The organism is Lysobacter sp. HA35 (genome assembly GCF_054061195.1).
Genome location: NZ_JBSSDY010000001.1, coordinates 2,688,386 through 2,704,880, shown reverse-complemented (window position 1 = coordinate 2,704,880; position 16,495 = coordinate 2,688,386). Strand labels below are relative to the sequence as shown.

At 67.1% G+C, this 16,495-nt stretch carries 13 protein-coding genes; 8 read left to right on the top strand and 5 right to left on the bottom strand.

The window, feature by feature from the left end; genetic code table 11:
• Positions 1–138: 138 nt before the first annotated feature.
• From ACVWZN_RS13090 to ACVWZN_RS13080, 3 genes are all read right to left on the bottom strand, one after another.
• Positions 139–948 (bottom strand): pseudouridine synthase, encoded by an 810-nt coding sequence (locus ACVWZN_RS13090; RefSeq protein ID WP_456954202.1) that lies wholly within the window; start codon positions 946–948, stop codon positions 139–141.
• Positions 949–1,025: 77 nt separating this feature from the next.
• The gene (locus ACVWZN_RS13085) at positions 1,026–1,385 is read right to left on the bottom strand and encodes a hypothetical protein (protein ID WP_456954201.1); all 360 of its coding nucleotides are present in this window, start codon (positions 1,383–1,385) and stop codon (positions 1,026–1,028) included.
• 1 nt (position 1,386) lies between these two features.
• The gene (locus tag ACVWZN_RS13080; RefSeq protein WP_456954200.1) at positions 1,387–2,592 is read right to left on the bottom strand and encodes a DesA family fatty acid desaturase; all 1,206 of its coding nucleotides are present in this window, start codon (positions 2,590–2,592) and stop codon (positions 1,387–1,389) included.
• Positions 2,593–2,802: 210 nt separating this feature from the next.
• Between ACVWZN_RS13080 and mutM the strand changes: the two genes are divergently transcribed.
• The 3 genes from mutM (at position 2,803) to ACVWZN_RS13065 (ending at position 7,156) form a co-directional block, all read left to right on the top strand.
• A complete protein-coding gene (mutM, locus tag ACVWZN_RS13075) occupies positions 2,803–3,615 on the top strand; it encodes a bifunctional DNA-formamidopyrimidine glycosylase/DNA-(apurinic or apyrimidinic site) lyase (protein WP_456954199.1) in 813 nt (270 codons plus the stop codon).
• Positions 3,616–3,705: 90 nt separating this feature from the next.
• Complete coding sequence (locus ACVWZN_RS13070; RefSeq protein ID WP_027083575.1) at positions 3,706–4,281, top strand: ECF-type sigma factor; 576 nt, start codon at positions 3,706–3,708, stop codon at positions 4,279–4,281.
• A gap of 25 nt (positions 4,282–4,306) precedes the next feature.
• Positions 4,307–7,156 carry a protein kinase domain-containing protein gene (locus ACVWZN_RS13065; RefSeq protein ID WP_456954198.1) on the top strand — a complete coding sequence of 950 codons (2,850 nt, stop codon included), beginning with the start codon at positions 4,307–4,309 and terminating at the stop codon, positions 7,154–7,156.
• Positions 7,157–7,168: 12 nt separating this feature from the next.
• Here the strand turns inward: ACVWZN_RS13065 and ACVWZN_RS13060 are convergent, their stop codons facing one another.
• Positions 7,169–7,798, bottom strand: a complete 630-nt coding sequence (locus ACVWZN_RS13060) for a thymidine kinase (protein ID WP_456954197.1) — start codon at positions 7,796–7,798, stop codon at positions 7,169–7,171.
• A 100-nt stretch (positions 7,799–7,898) separates the two neighbouring features.
• On the opposite strand from ACVWZN_RS13060, the gene ACVWZN_RS13055 reads away from it, so the two are divergent.
• Positions 7,899–9,878 (top strand): UvrD-helicase domain-containing protein, encoded by a 1,980-nt coding sequence (locus tag ACVWZN_RS13055; protein ID WP_456954196.1) that lies wholly within the window; start codon positions 7,899–7,901, stop codon positions 9,876–9,878.
• Positions 9,879–10,126: 248 nt separating this feature from the next.
• Positions 10,127–12,898, top strand: a complete 2,772-nt coding sequence (gene plsB / locus ACVWZN_RS13050) for a glycerol-3-phosphate 1-O-acyltransferase PlsB (RefSeq protein ID WP_456954195.1) — start codon at positions 10,127–10,129, stop codon at positions 12,896–12,898.
• An 11-nt stretch (positions 12,899–12,909) separates the two neighbouring features.
• Here plsB and ACVWZN_RS13045 read toward each other — a convergent pair whose 3' ends face one another.
• Positions 12,910–13,119, bottom strand: coding sequence for a YdcH family protein (locus ACVWZN_RS13045; RefSeq protein WP_456954194.1), 210 nt, complete (start codon positions 13,117–13,119; stop codon positions 12,910–12,912).
• A 93-nt stretch (positions 13,120–13,212) separates the two neighbouring features.
• Between ACVWZN_RS13045 and ttcA the strand changes: the two genes are divergently transcribed.
• From ttcA to ACVWZN_RS13030, 3 genes are all read left to right on the top strand, one after another.
• Positions 13,213–14,124: a tRNA 2-thiocytidine(32) synthetase TtcA gene (gene ttcA / locus ACVWZN_RS13040; protein WP_456954193.1), complete on the top strand. Its 912-nt coding sequence runs from the start codon at positions 13,213–13,215 to the stop codon at positions 14,122–14,124.
• Positions 14,125–14,423: 299 nt separating this feature from the next.
• Positions 14,424–15,329, top strand: coding sequence for a recombination-associated protein RdgC (locus tag ACVWZN_RS13035; RefSeq protein WP_456954192.1), 906 nt, complete (start codon positions 14,424–14,426; stop codon positions 15,327–15,329).
• 7 nt (positions 15,330–15,336) lie between these two features.
• Positions 15,337–16,128 (top strand): M48 family metallopeptidase, encoded by a 792-nt coding sequence (locus ACVWZN_RS13030; RefSeq protein WP_456954191.1) that lies wholly within the window; start codon positions 15,337–15,339, stop codon positions 16,126–16,128.
• The last annotated feature ends 367 nt before the right edge of the window (positions 16,129–16,495 follow it).

Below are 16,495 nucleotides of genomic sequence, written 5' to 3'. Positions count from 1 at the left end.
GTAGATCTGATCGGGGAAGGTGCTTTCTTTTGGTTACGTTTCTTTGCACCAGCAAAGAAAAGTAACTCGGGCGCGCAAGCGCACGAAACGCAGTTGCTCTTCAATCCCTCCCCGAACAGCGGCGCGACGGGACGCCGATTAGAGGCGAAGCCCGCTCTTGAAGCACCGCGGTTGGCTACTGATCGGATCATCGAACTCGATGGACCGCGCAAGTAGCTTCAGCGTTGCGTCGCTACCGCCACAGGAGCCACCCACGGTTCCGCCATAGATCGCATCGCCTGAGATAGGCGCACCCAGCGCCGCCATATGCACCCGCAACTGATGCTTCCGCCCCGTCACGGGCTCAAGCGCATACCGCCACATCACCTCGCCACGCTCGATCACATCAACACGACTGCGGCTGTTCGGCACACCCTCCACCTCGCGCATGGCAAAGAACGGATCCCCCCGCTCGATCCGACTCTCCCGCACAAGCGGAAACCCCAGCGACGGCAACGCAGGCGCGATCGCCTCGTAGCGCTTACGAATCCGCCGCTCGCGAAACAACGCCGAATACGCATCCCGCGTCGAAGCACGCAGCGAAAACATCACCAGTCCCGCCGTATCGCGATCGATCCGATGGAGTGGCACGACATCGGCGACACCCAGCCGGCGCACCACGCGCGCCAGCAACGTATCGCTCGCGAACCGTCCCGCTGGCATCACCGCGAGCCCATGCGGCTTGTCGACCACCGCGATGTCGTCAGCGACATGCAGCAGCGTTTCGACACCCGCACACACGGGCTCGTCCGCTACTTCGCGGTAGTAATAGACGTCGCCACCGACCGACAGCTCGCACGACGCATCAAGCGTGCAACCCGACGAATCCAGCACACGCCCACGCGCAAACCGCGACAACCACGTCGCGCGATCGATCGAAGGAAACCGCGCGACCAGCGCATCGAGCACCGTCGCGCCATCACCGGGCCGCAACTGCACCCGACTGGGCCCGACGCCATCGATCGGCGGCGGCGCAGTACGCGCCATCAACGCTGCGGCGGTGCCGCGAGCTCGCGCGCGTCGAGGAAGCCGTCGTGGTTGCGGTCCTGCTTGGCGAACGTCGCGGCGAGCGCATTGCGATGCTCGGCCAGCGAGATCGCCTTGCCGCGCCCGCCCGGCAGCTCGGCCGGCGAGACGATGCCGTCGTGGTCGACGTCCATGCGTTCGAACGCATAGCCCATCCACGACTGGAATTCGGCGACCGATACGCGGCGGTCGCTGTCGGTGTCCATTCGCGAGAGGTAGTCACCGCTGGTCGACACGGGCCCGGCGGCGGTCGCGAAGCCTGCAAACGACGAGGCCGCGCAGATCAGCGCGGCCCCGAGGTGGCGAATGCCGATGCGCATGTCAGTGCGCGGACGCGAGCGCATAACCCTTCATGCGCGCCGAGAACTGCTGCAGCGACGCGATGCCGCTGGCCTCGGCTTCCTGGCACCAGGCGTGCAGGCGGGCGAGCGTGGCCTTGGCGTCATGCGAGCGGTCGTCGAGCACCGCGGCAAGACGCGCGCGGTATTCAGCGACGGTCGCGAGCTTCGGACGCTCGGCGAGAAACGCCTGCAGGCGCGCCTTCTTCTCGTCGTCCAGCCAGCGGCCGCCGTCGGCGAGGCCCTTTCGCAGCGGACGCGGGAGCATGCTGCGCGCCTTCGCGCCGGCGGCCGCCGCTTCCTCGCGCAGCGCGGGAAGGGTGACGCCGCGGTAGTAGTCGGTCATCGCCTGGAAACGGATCGCCAGCAGCGCCTTCAGCGTTTCACCGTCGGGCATGGCGACGTTCGGGCGCACGTCCAGCGACGGCGCGACGCGCAACACCTTCGCGAGGCCGATCGCCTGCAGGCCGCGCAGCGTCACCCAGCCGATGTCGAACTCCCACTTGCGCAGCGAGAACTTCGCGCTCGACGGGAACGCGTGATGGTTGTTGTGCAGCTCCTCGCCGCCGATCCACACCGCCCACGGGGTGAGGTTGGTTGCGGTGTCGGTGGTCTCGAAGTTGCGGTAGCCCCACCAGTGGCCGAGGCCATTGACGACGCCGGCCGCCCAGAACGGAATCCACGCCATCTGGATCGCCCACACGGCAACGCCCTTGAAGCCGAACAGCGCAAAGCTCAGGAACAGCAGGATGGTCGGGCCCATCGTGGCGAACGGCGTATAGAGCTTGCGTTCGATCCAGTCGTCCGGGCAGCCCTTGCCGTACTTCTCGATGTCCTCGCGCTGCGCACGCGCTTCGCGATACAGCTCGACGCCGCGCCAGAACACGGTCTTGATGCCCTTGATCTGCGGGCTGTGCGGGTCCTCTTCGGTCTCGCACTTGGCGTGGTGCTTGCGATGGATCGCCGCCCACTCCTTGGTGATCATCGACGTGGTGAGCCAGCACCAGAAGCGGAAGAAATGCGCGAGCACCGGGTGGAAGTCCACCGCGCGGTGCGCCTGCGAACGATGCAGGTAGAGGGTGACCGTGAAGATGGTGATCTGCGTGGCGACCAGCAGGTACACCAGCATCGATCCCCAGCCCAGCTGCAGTGCGCCGCCGACCAGGAAATCGCTGATAGAAGAGGACATCGAACACTCCAGGGGGAAGCGGCCGCAGGGCCGTGTCGCTCGGGCGACGTTCGAATGATGCCATCGCGCCGTGTACCCCGGCCCACCGGAAAGTGGGTCGATGTCGGCGGTTCACGCATACGGCCGCGCACCTTCACGTGAAAGCGGCCGCGGCCTTGCGGAATGCGCACGGCGCCGCCACGTTGCACGCATCCACCGTCGGCCGCCCGCATGCCCGAACTGCCCGAAGTCGAGACCACGCGACGCGGCCTTGCGCCGCACGTCGAAGGTCGTCGCATCACCGGCGTGACGCTGCGTCGGCCGGACCTGCGCTGGCCGATTCCGCCGGAGGTGTCGGACCTGCTGCCGGGTCAGCGCGTGGATGCGGTGCGTCGTCGCGCGAAATACCTGCTGCTCGACACTGCGGCGGGCAGCGCGTTGCTGCACCTGGGCATGTCGGGTTCATTGCGCGTGCTGCCCGCCGACACGCCGCTGCGCACGCACGACCACGTCGACATGACGCTCGATTCCGATCGCGTGCTGCGCTTCAACGACCCGCGACGCTTCGGCTGCCTGCTGTGGCAGCCGGTCGGCGAAACACATGAGTTGCTTGCGAGTCTGGGCCCCGAGCCGCTGTCGGACGCGTTCGACGGCGACTATCTGTTCGCGTGTTCGCGCGGCCGCAGCGCGCCGGTCAAAACGTTCCTGATGGACCAGGCCGTGGTGGTCGGCGTCGGCAACATCTACGCGGCGGAGGCGCTGTTCCGCGCAGGCATCTCGCCGCTGCGCGAGGCGGGCAAAGTCTCACGCGAACGCTATGCGCGTCTCGCCGATGCGGTGAAGGCGATCCTGACCTACGCGATCGGCCGCGGCGGCACCACGCTGCGCGATTTCATCAGCCCCGACGGCGCGCCGGGCTACTTCGAGCAGGAGCTCGCGGTGTACGGCCGCGGCGGCGAACCCTGCCCGACCTGCGGGCGCGCGCTGAAGCAGGCGTCGATCGGACAACGTGCAAGCGTCTGGTGTCCGGCCTGCCAACGCTGACCGCCGGTCCAACAAGACCCGCCTCCCATGCCTTCCGGCCCACAGTCGGCCCCATCGGCCGGCGTATAGTCCGGGCTGGAGGACGCGCCGATGACCGACGCAGCGGACATCACGAACTGGCTGGACGCCGCGCGCGATGGCAACCGCGAGGCGCTCGATCGCGTGCTCGGCACCCTCTACGACGAGCTGCACGCCATGGCGCGTCGCCAGCTCGCCGGCCAGCAGGAGCAGACACTCGACGCGACCGCGCTGGTCCACGAGGCCTACCTCAAGCTCATCGGCAGCCACGGCGCGCAGTTCGGCGACCGTGCGCACTTCTTCGCCTACGCCGCCACCGCGATGCGTAGCGTCGTGGTCGACCACGTGCGCCAGCGCCTGGCGCAGAAGCGCGGCGGCGGTCTCGAGCGCGTCACTTCCATTCCGGAAGACGGCGAAGGCGCGATCCGCCTCGACGAAGACCTGCTCGCGCTCGACGGCGCGCTCGACAAGCTGGCCGCGGTTGACCCGCGCTTGGCGCAGGTGGTCGAGCTGCGTTACTTCGGCGGCCTGTCGGAACTCGAAATCGCCGCGCTGCAGGACCGCTCGGAGCGCTCGATCCGCCGCGACTGGCAGAAGGCGCGCCTGTTCCTGCTCGCAAGCCTGGAAGGCGACGAGCAGGCGGCCTGAGCGTCGCGTGCGCGGTCGTTGACTCATGGACGCCGCAACCTGGCTGCGCCTGTCGCCACACCTCGATGAGCTGCTCGAGCTCGATCCGACCGAGCGCGATATCCGGCTGACGCAGATTGCGGGCGACGACGCCGCGCTCGCCGCCGATCTCACCAAGATGCTCGCGCTGGAAGACGGCCGCGACGACTTCCTCGCCGAACCGATCATCGTGCCGAAAGCGCTGCTGCGCGAAGGCAGCGAGGTCGGCCCGTATCGCCTCGAAGAACTGCTCGGCGAAGGCGGCATGGGCCAAGTCTGGCGTGCGTCGCGTGCGGACGGCCTGTACCAGCGGCGCGTCGCGCTCAAGCTGCTGCGCCCCGGCCTCACCGACCAGAACCTGCGGCTGCGTTTCGCACGCGAACGGCAGATCCTCGCGCGCCTCGCGCATCCGCACATCGCGGGGCTGCTCGACGCCGGCGTCAGCACGGAAGGCATTCCCTACCTCGCGCTCGAATACGTCGAGGGCGAGCCGATCACGCGCTACTGGCAGCGGCTCGACGTACCGCTGGACGCACGCCTTCGCATGTTCCGGCAGGTGTGCGCGGCGGTCAGCCATGCGCACGCCAACCTCGTGGTGCATTGCGACCTCAAGCCGTCGAACATCCTGGTGACACAGGACGGGCAGGTGCGCCTGCTCGACTTCGGCATCGCCAAGCTGCTCGACGGCGGCGCGCCGCGCAGCGAAAACACGCGCACCGGCGCGCGCGCATTCACCCTGCACTACGCCGCGCCCGAGCAGATCCGCGGTGCGCCCGTCACCACGATGACCGACGTGTATTCGCTCGGCGTCGTGCTGTACGAACTGCTGACCGGCACCAAGCCGTATCGCCTCAAGCGCCAGAGCGATGCCGAGTGGGAAGAAGCGATCCTGACGCTCGATCCCGTTCGCCCGTCGCAGATGCTGCAGCGGCTCGCGGAACCCAAGCAGGGCCTCGAACGCCAGCAGTTGCGACGCCGCGCGCGACGTCTGGTCGGTGACCTCGACAACATCGTGATGCGCACGCTGTGCAAGCCGCCAGAGCAGCGTTATCCGTCGGTCGAAGCACTCAGCGAAGACCTCGCGCGCCATCTCGACGGCCGTCCGGTGCAGGCGCGCCCGCAGGGCCTGCTCTACATCGCGCGCAAATACATGCGTCGTCATCGATGGGCGCTGGCGGGCACCGTCGCGGCGGTCGTCTTCGTCGGCGTCGCAGTCGGTGTGACCTGGCGACAGAGCCGCGAAGCGGTCGATGAAGCGCAACGCGCGCAGGCCATGCGCGATTTCATCGCCGGCGTGTTCGAAAAGGCCGCGGAAACGCGCGACGCCGGCGCGGTCGATCTGCGCACGCTGCTCGACGCTGCTGTCGAACGCGGTGATCGCGAACTCGCGCGCGAGCCCGCATCGCAGGCCGAACTGTTCGGGCTGGTCGCGCGCCTGCGCATGGGCCTGGGCGACTACCCGCAGGCGCTTGCACTGCTCGAACGCCAGCGCGCGCTGATCGAGCACGACGCCGACATGCCCGAAAGCCTGCGCATCGAAGCGAGTGCTCTGCGCGGTGACGTGCTGCGACGCACTGGCGATCCGCGCGCCTGCGTCGCGGGCATGCGTCCGCTGGAAACGCTGGCGGAAAGTCGTCAGGCCGCATTGCCGACGCCCGCCGCCGAATTCTTCTCGCAGCTCGGCCGCTGCGAACGCGCATTGGGCGACGTGCCGCGCGCACGCTCGCTGTTCACCCGTGCGCTCACATTGCGACAGTCGATCAATGCGCCCGGTTCGGCGGTCGCGGAGATCGAAAGCCGCCTCGACCTCGCGACGCTGCAGGTCGACCAGGGCGAATTCGACGACGCGCTGCGCACATATCGCGTCGCGCGCGATCGCCTCGATGCGGAAGTCGGCATGCGCCATCCGCTGCAGGTCGACATCGGCCGGCAGATCGCGACAGTGGAACGTCGCCTCGGTCATCCCGGCCGCGCCGAACGCGAACTTGTCGACACGCTGACCATCGCGCAGGACGTGCACGGCGCGCAGCATCCGATCACGCTCGCGGTGCGTCGCGAACTCGCCGACGTGCTGATCGACCAGTCGCGTTATCGCGATGCGGCCTTGCCGCTGCGCACGCGCCATGCCGAACTCAGCGCCCGCCTGCCGGCCAACAGCCCCGAACTGCGCGACAGCCACCTGATGCTGGCACGCGTGGAATGGCAGCTCGGGCGGCTGCCCGCCGCGATGTCCTCGCTGCAGGCCGCACTCGCGATCGACCGCCATCGCGGCGACGTCGATGCTATCGCCGACAGCCTCGCGCTGCAGGCGCAGGTGTTGCATGAGGCCGGACAGAACGACGAAGCGCGCGCGCTGCTCGACGAGGCACGCACCATGCGCATCGAGCGGCACGGCGCGGCCGATGCATCGGTGGCGGACATCGACCGTCGCCTCGGCGATATCGATGCGGCGACGGACGATCCCCGCGCGATTCCCGAACTCACCCGCGCGCTGCATTTCCTGCGGCAGGGTTACGGCGGACGCGATCCGCGCACGCGCCTGGCGCAGCTGTCGCTCGCGCATGCGCAGGCCGTGCAGGGCGATGCGGTCGCGTTGCGACTGCTCGATGTCATCGCCGCATCGGGCCGCGATTCGGTGCGTCCACAACCGCTGGCATGGCGCGCCGCGGGTTATGCGGACGCGGTGCGCTGCGCAGGTCGTCCGCGTTCGGCCGGGGCACGGCATCTCGATCGACTCATCGAAGCCGTGCGCGTCGCCCAGCCCGACGGCAGCGTGGTGCTGCGCGAGCTCGAACAGTTGCGGCGCGAATGCCAGCGCCCGAGCGTGCAGGTCACCATGCGCGACGACATGGAATGACGCGTCGCGTCGTTACGTGCGCTCGAACGGAAACGGCACCTGCATCGACTCGATCGCACCTTCGCCGCGCGTGATCGTCTTGAACTGCGCGCGCGAGACCGACACGTAGCGCTCGTTGCCGCCGATCTCGACCTGCGGGCCGTCCTGCACGGCGCGGCCCTGGTCATCGACGCGCACGGTCATCGTCGCCTTTTTGCCGGTGTGGCAGATCGTCTTGATTTCGTCGATCTCGTCGGCCCATGCGAGCAGGTACTGCGAGCCTTCGAACAGTTCGCCGCGGAAATCCGTGCGCAGGCCGTAGCACAGCACCGGGATGCGCAGCTCGTCGACGACCTCGGTGAGTTGCCAGACCTGCGCTTTCGTCAGGAACTGCGCCTCGTCGACCAGGATGCAGTGCAGCGGCCCATGCGCTTCGATGTCGCGCTGGACGCAGTGCTGCAGGTCGTCGTCGCGCGAGAACGCCACCGCCTGCGCCGAAAGCCCGATGCGCGAGGCCACCACCCCGCGCCCGGCGCGATCGTCCAGCGCGGGCGTCAGGATGAACGTGCGCATCCCGCGCTCGGCGTAGTTGTGCGCGGACTGCAGCAGCGTGGTGGTCTTACCCGCGTTCATCGCGGAGTAGTAGAAATACAGCTTCGCCATGGCGTCAGTTTAGGCGGTCCGCGCGCCGCCCCGCACGCCTGACCGCGTTCAGGCCGCCGCCCTGCCGTCGGGCACAATACGCGGCCCGCAGGTGGACCCGATGCACGGCCTCAATCCCCAGCAACGCGCCGCCGTCGAGCACTGCGACGGCCCCCTTCTCGTGCTCGCCGGCGCAGGCTCGGGCAAGACGCGCGTCATCGTCGAGAAGATCGCGCACCTGATCGCGACCGGCCGCATGCCGGCCAAGCGCATCGCCGCGATCACGTTCACCAACAAGGCCGCGAAGGAAATGCGCGAGCGCGTCGCCAAGCGCATCAAGGGCGATGCCGTCGAAGGCCTGACGATCTGCACGTTCCACGCGCTCGGCCTGAAGTTTCTGCAGATCGAGCATGCGAAGGCCGGCCTGCGACGCGGATTCTCGATCTTCGATTCCGACGATTCCACCGCGCAGATCAAGGATCTGCTTCCGACCGGCAGCAAGCCCGACGTGATCGACGCCGTGCGCAACCTGATTTCGCGCGCGAAGAACGCCGGCCTGTCGCCTGAAGAGGCGATGCGCGAAGCGCGCAGCCCGCGCGAGGTCGAAGCCGCGACGGTATACGAGCTCTACCAGGCGCGTCTGTCGAGCTTCAACGCGGTCGACTTCGACGACCTGATCCGCCTGCCCGTGCAACTGCTCGAGGCCGACGAAGACATGTGCCTCGCCTGGCGCGAGCGCATCGGCTACCTGCTCGTCGACGAGTGCCAGGACACCAACGACGCGCAGTACCGCCTGCTCAAATGCCTGGCGGGCCCGCGCGGCCTGTTCACCTGCGTGGGCGACGACGACCAGTCGATCTACGCGTGGCGCGGCGCGAATCCGGACAACCTTTTGCAGCTCGGAAAGGACTACCCGACGCTGCGCATCGTCAAGCTCGAACAGAACTACCGCTGCAGCAATCGTGTGCTGCGCACCGCGAACGCGTTGATCGCGAACAATCCGCACGAGCATCCGAAGACGCTGTGGTCCGACCAGGCCGACGGCGAGCGCATCCGCATCTGGGAATGTCGCGAAGCGGGACACGAAGCCGAGCGCATCGCGGCGGAAATCCAGTTCATCAATGCGTCGAAGCAGGCGCCATGGAGCGATTTCTGCATCCTGTTCCGCGGCAACTTCCAGAGCCGCCCGCTGGAGAAGGCACTGCAGCTGATGCGCGTGCCGTATCACGTGTCGGGCGGCACCGCGTTCCTCGACCGTGGCGAAGTGAAGGACGTGCTGAGCTGGCTGCGCCTGCTCGCCAATCCCGATGACGACGCCGCGTTCCTGCGCGCGGTGCAGGCGCCCAAGCGCGAGGTCGGCGCCGGCACGCTGGCCAAGCTCGGCGAACTCGCCGGGCATGCGCACATGCCGATGGCGCGCGCGATCGAGAACGTCGGCGCGTTGAAGCAGTTGCCGCCACGTGCGGCGAATGCGCTGGATGGGTTCTCCAACCTCGTGCGCCAGCTTCGCGCGAAGTCGCAGCATGCAACGCCGTCGGAACTCGTCGGCGAAGTCGCCGAACGCAGCGGCCTGCTCGCCTCGGTGCGCGCGCAGTGCAAGGACGAAGCCTCGTTCCAGCGCCGCAAGGCCAACATCGACGAACTCGCCGGCTGGTTCGAGGGCGCGCGCAATGCCGGGCCGGGCGAACTTGCCGCGCAGCTCGCGCTGCTCTCGCACGCCGACAAGGGCGACGCCGGCAACCAGGTCCGCATGATGAGCCTGCACGCGGCGAAGGGCCTGGAGTTCCGCTACGTCTTCATCGTCGGCATGGAGGACGGCACGCTGCCGCACGAGGCCAGCATCGACGAAGGCCGGCTCGACGAGGAGCGCCGCCTGCTCTACGTCGGCATTACCCGCGCAAAGGAACGGCTCTGGCTGTCGTATTCGAAGATGGCGCAGCGCTGGGGTGAGGTGCTGCGCCTGAAACCCAGCCGCTTCCTTGAGGAACTGCCGGTGACCGAGCTGCAGCGCGACGGTGCCGACCCGGTCGCGGACGCCGAAAACAAGAAGGCGCGGGCCGATGCCGGCTTCGCCGCGATCCGTGCCCTGCTCGAAGGCTGACGAACAATCAATAACTTATCGTCGTCTCTGCAGGTATTGCATTCGGAATAACGCTTTATTAAGCTGGTCACGTCCGGTTCGACCGGCACTGTCCAGAATCGTTGTTGTCCCGCCGGCCTCGGCCGGATTTGGGGGAGGCCTTAGGGCCTCCTTTTTTCTTGGGCGTTCCGGGCACTGCTTCACGAACCCGGCCGTTCGCCTACGCCTGCGACGCCGCCAGCCCGGGCACGTGAACGCGCTTCGGCATAATGCCGGCGATGGCCCAACAGACGCCCCTTCCGTTTCCCGACGCACCCAAGCCGCCCGCCGGCGACGATCCGATCGTCGACACGGCATCGCTGCCGGAGGCGTCCGACCTGGACGGCGCGTCGGCCGAGCCCGTCGATGTCACGCCCGTCGTGGATCCCGACCAGCGCGACCTGCCGATGCCGGGCGTCGCACCCGCCGATTCGCTGCTCGACCCGAAACCTCCGCGCCCGTCGCGGCCGGACGGTCCGCGCTCGCGTCCGCTTTGGGCGCGCGTGCTCGAACGCGTCATGGCGCCGTGGGTCGGGCTGAAGATCGAACCGTCGTCGCCGGCCGAGCACGTGCCCGACTGGAACGGCGGCCCGGTCTGCTACGTGCTCGAGGACTACGGCCTGTCGAACGCGCTGATCCTCGACAGCGCCTGCCGCGAAGCCGGCCTGCCGTCGCCACTGATGCCGCTGCCGGGCGATCCGACCGGCCGCGGTCGCGCGTATGTCGCGTTGTCGCGTCGCAACGTCGGCCCGCTCGCGCCGCTCCCGAACATCCCCGGCGTGCTCGAACGCCCGCAGATGCCGAACGGCAAGTCGCACTCGGAGTCGCTGGCGCGCCTGATCGAGGCGCATCGCACCGATCCGTCGCTCGATGTGCAGCTGGTACCGGTATCGATCTTCGTCGGCCGCGCGCCGGAGAAGACGACCGGTTGGTTCTCGGTGCTGTTCTCGGAGAACTGGCAGCTGGTCGGCCGCTTCCGTCGCCTGCTGTCGATCGCGTTGAACGGCCGCGAGACCTACGTGCGCTTCGCGCCGCCAGTGTCGCTGCGCACCATCGTCGACGAGGGCCTGCCGCCGGAACGCACGGTGCGCAAACTTTCGCGCGTGCTGCGTGCTCACTTCCGCCGCATCCGCACCGCAGTGATCGGCCCGGATCTGTCGACGCGCCGTCTGCTGGTCGACCGCGTGCTCACCACGCCGAACGTGATGGAGGCGATCGCCGACCAGGCGCGTCGCGACAACACGGGCCTCGCCGACGCGTGGAAGAAGGCGCACGCGCTGGCGTATGAAATCGCCGCTGACTATTCGCATCCGGTGGTGCGCTCGGCGAGCTTCCTGCTGCAGCCGGTGTGGAACCGCATCTATCGCGGCGTGCTGGTGCATCACCTCGACCGCGTGAAGGAAGACGCGCCCGGCCACGAAGTCATCTATGTGCCCTGCCATCGCAGCCACATGGACTACCTGCTGATCAGCTACCTGCTGTATTCGCGCGGCATCGTGCCGCCGCACATCGCAGCGGGCGTCAATCTCAACCTGCCGGTGGTGGGCACGCTGCTGCGCAAGGGCGGCGCGTTCTTCCTGCGACGCTCGATCCGCGGCAGCGCGCTGTATTCGGCCGTGTTCTCCGAATACCTCGCGCAACTCGTCGCAGGTGGTTATTCGATCGAATACTTCATCGAAGGCGGCCGCTCGCGCACCGGGCGTTTGCTGCAGCCCAAGGGCGGCATGATCGCGATGACGCTGCGCGCCTACCTGCGCGCGCCGACGCGCCCCGTCATGTTCCAGCCCGTCTACATCGGCTACGAAAAGCTGATGGAAGGCCGCAGCTATCTCGACGAGCTGTCGGGCAAGCCGAAGGAAAAGGAATCGATCTGGTCGCTGATGATGGGCATCCCCAAGGTGCTCAGCAGCAACTACGGCCAAGTGGTGGTGAACTTCGGCGAGCCGATCCGCCTCAACGACGTGCTCGCCGAACAGGCGCCGGATTGGGATGGCTCGCCGCTGCCGGAAGATGCCAAGCCCGCATGGCTCGCAACCACCGTCGACGTGCTTGCCGAGCGCATCCAGGTCAACGTCAACCGCGCGGCCGACGTGAACCCGATCAACCTGCTTGCGCTCGCGCTGCTGTCGACGCCGAAGCACGCGATGAGCGAGGCGGACCTGCTCGAGCAGATCACGCTGAGCAAGAAGCTGCTCGCGCAGCTGCCGTATTCCGACCGCGTCACCGTCACCCCGCACACGCCCGAGGAAATCATCGCGCACGGCGAGGAGATCAACGTGCTGGTGCGGGTCAAGCATCCGCTCGGCGACGTGCTCGAAGTCGACGAAGAAAAGGCGGTGCTGCTCAGCTATTTCCGCAACAACGTGCTGCACCTGTTCACCGCGGCGGCGTGGGTCGCGTGCTGCTTCCAGCACAACCGGCGCATGAACCTGTCGTCGGTGCTGCGCCTGGGTCGCAGCGTGTACCCGTTCCTGCAGGCCGAGCTGTTCCTGCCGTGGACGGAGGACGAATTCGTCGAGCGCCTGCGCGTCACCGTCGACCTGTTCGACGCCGAAGGCCTGCTGCGCAAGCGCGAGGGTGATGAGGAAGGCGACCAGCTCTCACGCAATGCCAGCCAGTCCGACGAGGTGTTCCGTCTTCGCGCCATCGGCCACTCGCTGCAGCAGGCGTTCGAGCGCTATTACATCGCCATCAGCGTGCTGGTGAAGAACGGCCCGGGCACGCTCAGCGCGGGCGAACTCGAAACGCTCTGCCACCTGGCGGCGCAGCGCCTGTCGCTGCTGTACGCACCTGCCGCGCCGGAGTTCTTCGACAAGTCGCTGTTCCGCGGCTTCATCGCCAAGCTGCGGGAACTGCGCATGGTGTGGGCCGACGAGAACGGCAAGCTCACCTTCGACGAGCGCCTGGACTCGTGGGCGAAGGACGCGAAGTTCATCCTCGGCCGCGAACTGCGGCATTCGATCGAGAAGGTCAGCCCGGAAGCGGTGGCGAAGCCGGCCTGACGCCGCTTCGCTTACGCCGGCTCGTCCGGGATCAGCGACGACTCCAGCCTGGCGATGCAGTCCTTGAGCTGCAGCTTGCGTTTCTTCAGGCGCGTGATCGCCAGCTCGTCGCGCACCGGCGCATGCCACAGGCCTTCGATCGCGAGGTCGAGGTCCCGATGCTGCTCGCGCAGGTCGGCGAGCTGGCGGGCGATATCGGCGGGACTGCGACCGTCATTCATGCGTCCAGCTTAGCCTGCGGGCATGTGACCAGCGAGCACGGCCGACGCTGAATGCCGTCAGGTGCTGCGACGGTCGCCCCGTAGAATGACGGGATGAGCACCGTCGCATCCTCGCCCGTCATCCCGCTGCCCGAACCGCTGCCGCCGCGCGCGCGGCGTGCGCAGCACGAGGCCAACAAACTCGCCAAGCGCCTGCGTCACCAGGTCGGCCGCGCGATCGCCGATTTCGGCATGATCGAAGACGGCGACAAGGTGATGGTCTGCCTGTCCGGCGGCAAGGACAGCTACACGATGCTGGACATCCTTCTGCAGCTGCAGAAGAAGGCGCCGGTGAAGTTCGAGCTGGTCGCGGTGAACCTCGACCAGAAGCAGCCCGACTTCCCCGAGCACGTGCTGCCCGCATATCTCGAATCGGTCGGCGTGCCGTACAAGATCCTCGAGCAGGACACGTATTCGGTGGTGACGCGCGTCGTGCCCGAAGGCAAGACGATGTGTTCGCTGTGCTCACGCCTGCGTCGCGGCGCGCTGTACACGTATGCCGAGCAGCAAGGCTTCACCAAGATCGCGCTCGGTCACCATCGCGATGACCTCGTCGCCACGTTCTTCCTCAACCTGTTCTTCCACGCCAAGCTCTCGGGCATGCCGCCGAAGCTGTTGAGCGACGACGGCAAGCACGTCGTGATCCGCCCGCTCGCCTATGTCCGCGAAGACGACATCAGCGCGTATGCCGAAGCGAAACAGTTCCCCATCATTCCCTGCAACCTCTGCGGCTCGCAGGAAAACCTGCAACGCAAACAGGTCAAGAAGATGATGGACGCCTGGGAACGCGAATCGCCCGGCCGCATCGAAACCATCTCGCGTGCGCTCGGCGACATCCGCCCCTCGCAACTGAGCGACGCCAACCTCTTCGACTTCCTCTCACTCGGCGCTCGCAGCGACACACCATTGCCCGACGCGCATGCATGGCTCGCCGGCACACCCGAAGACGAAGACCAACCCGCCTAACGCTTCGCTCTTTCTCCAACAGCCGCACCAACCGTAAGACCCGTAGGGCGGCGCGCAGGACGCGCGCCGTCGCCACCCGAGCCAGGATGGCGAGTGTGGCGATCGCGACATAACCCGCCCGTCGCGAGCTGTAGACCTGATCGGGGAAGGTGCTTTCTTTTGGTTACTTTTCTTTGCACCAGCAAAGAAAAGTGACTCGGTCGCGTAAGCGAACGAAACGCCTTTGCTTTCCCGACACGCAAACGAGACACCCCGCGCGAAACCCCGCGCCGAACAAACAACAAGAAGCCCAACACCGAATGTTCTTCCGCAACCTCACCCTGTTCCGCTTCCCCACCTCCCTGCAACTCGAAGCCTTCGACGCCGGCCTCGCGGAAGCCGCGCTTCGTCCCGTCGGCCCGATGGAACTGTCCACGCGCGGTTTCGTCTCCCCGTTCGGTCGCGACACCGAAGGCTTCAAGCACATGCTCGACGAGGCCTATTGGCTCGCCGTCGGCAGCGAAGACCGCCTGCTGCCGGGCTCGGTCGTGAACGACATGCTGCAGAAGAAGCTCGACGACATCGAGCAGAAGGAAGGCCGTCGTCCGGGCGGCCGTACGCGGAAGCGCCTGAAGGACGAACTGATTACCGAACTGCTGCCGCGCGCATTCGTGCGACCCTCGCGCACCGACGCGATTCTCGACATGAAGCAGGGCATCGTCGCGATCGACACGTCGAGCAAGAAGTCCGCCGAAAACGTTGTCAGCGAGATCCGACGTGCGCTCGGGAGCTTTCCCGCACTGCCGCTCAACGCCGAAGTCGCGCCGCGTTCGGTGCTGACCGGCTGGGTCGCGGGCGAAGCGCTGCCGGACGGGCTCAGCCTTGGCGACGAATGCGAACTGCGCGACGCGCTCGACCAGGGCGCCATCGTGAAGTGCCAGCGCATGGAGCTGGAGAAGAACCCGGAGATCGACAAGCACCTGCAGTCGGGCAAGCAGGTCACGCGGCTCGCGCTCAACCTCGACGACCATGTCACCTTCGTGCTCGGCGAGGATCTAGTCATCCGCAAGTTCAAGCTGCTCGATGGTGCGGTCGACACGCTGGAGAACACCGAGCGCGAGGATCTGCGCGCCGAACTCGAAGCGCGGTTCGCACTGATGAGCCACGAACTGCGCCGACTGTTCACCGTGCTCGAGCCCGCCCTCAAGCTGTCGAAGGTGGAGTAACCGCGGCATGTTCTTCCGCGCCCGTCCGCCGCGCGTCGCGCCGCCGCCGGTGCGCGTGCCGCTGCAGGTGACATTGCCCGACGGCCGCGTCGTCGACGTCAAGCGCGTCGACAACCGCAGCGTGCGCGGCCTGCGGTTGACGGTGACCGAGCGCGGCGTGCGACTGACCGTGCCGCCGCGCACCAGCGACCGTCGCGCGCTCGCCTTCGTGCAGGACAACGCGGCGTGGCTCGCCGGCCAGCTCGCGCATACGTTCGGCGACGTGCAGCCGCTGCGCATCGGCGAAAGCGCGACGTTGCTCTTGCGTGGCGTCGATGCGCCGCTGCACTGGCGCGAGGGCCGCTTCCTGCGCGTCGAGGTCGAGGACGCTGGCATCGTCGCGGCGTTGCCGGCCGCGATTTCCGAAGTCGCGGTGCGCAAGGCGTTTTCGAATTTCTACCTGACTCAGGCGCGCGCCGATGTCGGCCGCTGGATGCCGAAGTACCTGCCGACACTGCCGCGCGGCCCGCGTGCGATCACCATCCGGCCGCTGACCTCGCTATGGGGTTCGCTCGCACCGAACGACCGCATGCGCCTCGATCTCGCGCTCGTGCTCGCTCCGCCGTCCGCGTTCGAGTACGTGCTGGTACACGAGCTCTGCCACCTCATCCAGGCGAATCATTCGCCCGCGTTCTGGAGCGAGGTCGAGCAGCGTTATCCGGACTGGCAACCGCAGCGCGATCTGTTGCGTTCGCGTGGACGTCCCATCAAGGCCGCGTTGCGCGCGGTCTGCGAAGCACGCGTACTGCCACACGATTGAGTGTCGTCGGCACGCTTTTGCATGCTCGCGTCCGGCTATATGCGCGCATCACGCAATCGCGACGGATATCGATGCAAAACGTGCACTGCGCGCGAAACGGCCATCGTTTTTTCGTGGATATCCCGTTAAAGCGAACCCGTCCGTAACGACACGCGCCACGCAAAATTTTCCGGCGCGACGCAGGCTTTTCTGTGAAAACGTGCAAACCACATCAAGCGCGAAAGCCGCTTGCGTTGGGAAAGCATTCACGGTCGTGCTTTGTTTGCGAATACGTGACGTGCGTCACGAGTTGGCACGAGATGTGCGATGTGGGCGATGCGTCCGAAAGGGGCGCTTCCTCCCCTAGCAATTCGACATCTCCAGGAGA